This window comes from Peribacillus deserti (assembly GCF_002863585.1).
In the GTDB taxonomy this organism is placed as follows: domain Bacteria; phylum Bacillota; class Bacilli; order Bacillales; family DSM-1321; genus Paraperibacillus; species Paraperibacillus deserti_A.
The window spans coordinates 1-3,540 of sequence record NZ_PGUY01000096.1; the positions used below are offsets into that span (position 1 = coordinate 1).

The 3,540-nt window shown below is 39.5% G+C and carries 4 protein-coding genes; 3 read left to right on the forward strand and 1 reads right to left on the reverse strand.

Going from position 1 to position 3,540, the window contains the following annotated elements; translation table 11 throughout:
- Positions 1-386: 386 nt before the first annotated feature.
- Positions 387-587 (reverse strand): cold-shock protein, encoded by a 201-nt coding sequence (locus CUU66_RS23290; RefSeq protein WP_101645790.1) that lies wholly within the window; start codon positions 585-587, stop codon positions 387-389.
- Between the two features lie 317 nt (positions 588-904).
- Here CUU66_RS23290 and CUU66_RS23295 point away from each other — a divergent pair, with 317 nt between their 5' ends.
- The 3 genes from CUU66_RS23295 to CUU66_RS24640 form a co-directional block, all read left to right on the forward strand.
- Positions 905-1,204, forward strand: coding sequence for a hypothetical protein (locus CUU66_RS23295; RefSeq protein ID WP_101645791.1), 300 nt, complete (start codon positions 905-907; stop codon positions 1,202-1,204).
- Between the two features lie 192 nt (positions 1,205-1,396).
- The gene (locus CUU66_RS23300) at positions 1,397-3,328 is read left to right on the forward strand and encodes a BglG family transcription antiterminator (protein WP_101645792.1); all 1,932 of its coding nucleotides are present in this window, start codon (positions 1,397-1,399) and stop codon (positions 3,326-3,328) included.
- 29 nt (positions 3,329-3,357) lie between these two features.
- Positions 3,358-3,540 (forward strand): hypothetical protein (locus tag CUU66_RS24640; RefSeq protein ID WP_219622808.1); only part of this gene is annotated, 183 nt, incomplete at its 3' end.

Below are 3,540 nucleotides of genomic sequence, written 5' to 3' on the forward strand. Positions count from 1 at the left end.
CCTCCTCGGCTTCGCCTGTGGGGTCTCACCTGATCGAAAAGCGGAGGACGGTGCTTTTCAAGAAAGGATCCATCCAAAAGCTGAATGATGATCTTTTTTAAGTCGAGGTTAAACACTAAAAGAAAAGCAGACACCTGACCGGCATAAGACGAGCGGCAGTGAAAGGCCGGTTTTGCCTTTTAATGGCGATTGGCTAGACCCGCAGTGTCAGTCCGGAGCTGGACAATACCCGCTGCTCCCGCAGGAGTCTCGCACCTTACGTTCCAATCAACCTGTTTAACAATAGGGTAGGTTCACAGGATTATTAAAAAACAACAATCTTTTAGAAAAGAGCCAAAGTAAAAGACAGGCTCGGGAAGAGCCTGTCCATGTATGTGGTTCAGAAATTATGCTTTTTGAACGTTAGTTGCTTGGGGTCCGCGTTGACCTTGTTCAACTTCGAAAGTTACATCTTGGCCTTCTTCAAGAGTCTTGAAGCCTTCGCCTTGGATAGCTGAGAAGTGTACGAATACATCGTCTCCACCTTCGCGCTCGATAAATCCGAAGCCTTTTTCTGCATTAAACCATTTTACTTTACCTTGTTCCATATGTGTTGCCTCCTTGCATGTACTTAAATACATGTATGTTACTATCCTTGCTCAGATCGTCAAGACAGAAAGCTAAAAAACTTATCAATCTTATGTAGCGAACAAAAATAATTCTATTCAAATATAACAGAAAGAAGATCACATTGCAAGAAAGGAGTTGAAAAATAGTAAAAATGATATCTTACTTCCTCATCCTGTTTCTATTTATACTTTATAGTATCGGAAATACCGCTTTTGTTTTATTCTATTAGTAAGCGATTTCCGTAAACTTACATACATAATACGTCGTGGAAGATTAGACTTAGGGGGATTTCACTTTGGAAACGATGAAAGATTTAAACATAGAACTAATTAGGATTACCAGAGATTCTGGCTTTGATGGATATGAGATTATTTTTACTATTGAAGGTCAGAGATATTGTTTTCTAACCGGAAATACCAAACGGCCATTTCCGTTAAATGTGAAGCATCAATTTACTGTAAAAGAACCATGCAATTTATGCGGCAGGACGATCTATGCTGCACCGTTCGGCCACCAGCTTTGCACGTATTTTGGAAGTAACAAAGGAGAACTGCTTCAGTATTTTCAAAAGAATTATGGTGATCGCTTTTTATAAAAGTGTAACCAGCCGGACATGCAGGCTAAAAAATTTTACTATTCAAAATAATGAAAAACCTGTCTTGACCGCTTTTTATTCACATGATATTATTCCATCAAGCTGAGGAATTGGGGCTTTCTGCTTATATGAGACAAAACTATAGAGATTATTAAAATGATTTTATACATGAAAAGGGAGCGGGAGTTGTGGATGCTGAATACACGAATGACTGCAATACTACGAGAATTAATGGGTGCGAAATCGTGTATAACTGGTGAACAATTAGCAGCAGCTATTGATGTGACATCCAGAACCATCAGAAACGATATGAAAGAGCTTGATTCGATTCTTTCGTATCACGGAGGGAACATCCGTTCAAAAAGAGGAACTGGATATCAGCTGATGATAGAGGATGAACAGGCATTCCTCCATTTCTTAAAAGAAAATTTTCAAAGGGATTCCAACAGGGAGGACCATATTCCTTCTGTACCAGAGGAAAGAGTTCAATATTTGATAAAGCGGCTGCTGCTCACGGATCAGTATGTGAAGCTGGATCACTTAGCTGATGAAATGTTCATCAGTAAATCTACGATCCAAAATGATCTGCGGGATGTAAAAAAACTGTTGAATTTATATGGAATTGCTTTAGAAAAGCGGCCCAATTATGGAATAAAATTGAAAGGGAATGAAGTAAATCTTCGGTACTGTATGTCTGAATATATTTTTAATAGAGCAGGGACCCATCCAGATATCAATAATTTGGGAGTATCGCTGCTTACTGCCGAAGAAATGCAGGTTATCAAAGACATTATTCTTAAGCAAGTAAAAGACCACAGCATTGATTTATCAGATATCAGTTTAAATAATCTAGTAATCCATATTGCCATTGCGTATAAAAGAATCCAGAACAGCAACTATGTTTCCCTCAGTCCTGCACAGCTTCAGGAAATAACCAGTCAGCTTGAGTACGATGTAGCCCATAGAATCATTAAAAACATTGAATATAAACTGGATGTTCGATTTCCAGACACAGAGATTGCGTATATTGCCATTCATTTGCTGGGCACAAGAACAATGGCAAATTTGAATTTGGAAGAAGCAGAACTACAGGAGTACATGGACGATGATATCCATCTACTGTCAAAGAAGATCGTTGATTCCATCGAGAAAAAACTGGGACTCGGAATTGGTGATGATAAAGAACTATTGGTGTCATTAAATCTTCATCTAAAGCCAGCCCTGTACCGATTCCGATATAAAATGAACCTGAGAAATCCAATGCTCGACGAAATAAAGGCCACTTTCCCTATAGCCTTTGAAGGGGGAATCATAGCCGGGGTCGTAATAAAAGAAGAACTGAATATTGACATTAATGAGCATGAAATAGGGTATATTGCCCTTCATATCGGGGCTGCCATGGAAAGGAGAACTTTGTCCACCATCCCCAAAAAGTGTTTAATTGTATGCGCCTCCGGTTTAGGGAGTGCGAAGCTTTTATCATATAAGCTTCAATCAGTTTTCGGCACCAAAATAAGAATTGCGGGTACGATTGAGTATTACAAATTGCAGGATTTTCCTATACAATCAGTAGACTTTATCATTAGTACAATTCCCATATCTGAAGCTATTTCAGTACCTGTGATCGAAGTAAACACATTCCTCGGGCATAATGACTTTCAAAAGATTGAAAGTCAGTTAAAAACAAATCAGAGCCAGACCACAAACTATACTTCAGAAGATTTAGTCTTCCTGCAAAAGAAATTTGAAACGAGAGAAGAGGTTCTATCCTTTCTAACTGAAAGATTGATGAAACTTGGACTTGCCAGTGAATCTTTTCTAGAGTCGGTCTTAGAAAGAGAATCCTATTCACCAACTTCTTTTGGAAATCTTGTTGCCATCCCGCATCCAGCTATCCCACAGACAAACACTACTTTTTGGGCCGTATGCACCCTTCAAAAGCCGATTAAATGGGGCGACAAAAGAGTACAATTCATCTGTTTACTGAGTATAGAAAAAAACAGTACCGGCGACTTTCAATCGATGTATAATCTGCTAGGCAGCCTGCTGGATGACAGTACAAAAGTCCAACAGTTTCTAAAGTGCAGAACGTATAAAGAGTTTATACAGGTTTTACATGAATAGTAGAACTTTTAAACCTTAAAGAATTTTTTATGAATTTTGTGTTATTTTTGGCTGTTTTCGCAAACTTTGTTGTTATTGAACAAGGGGTGATTTCCACTACAGGATGCTCGCTTTCCGCGGGGCGGGCGCTGAGCCTCCTCAGCTTCGCCTGTGGGGTCTCACCTGTCCCGCTGCTCCCGCAGGAGTCTCGCACCTTACGTTCCAATCAACCT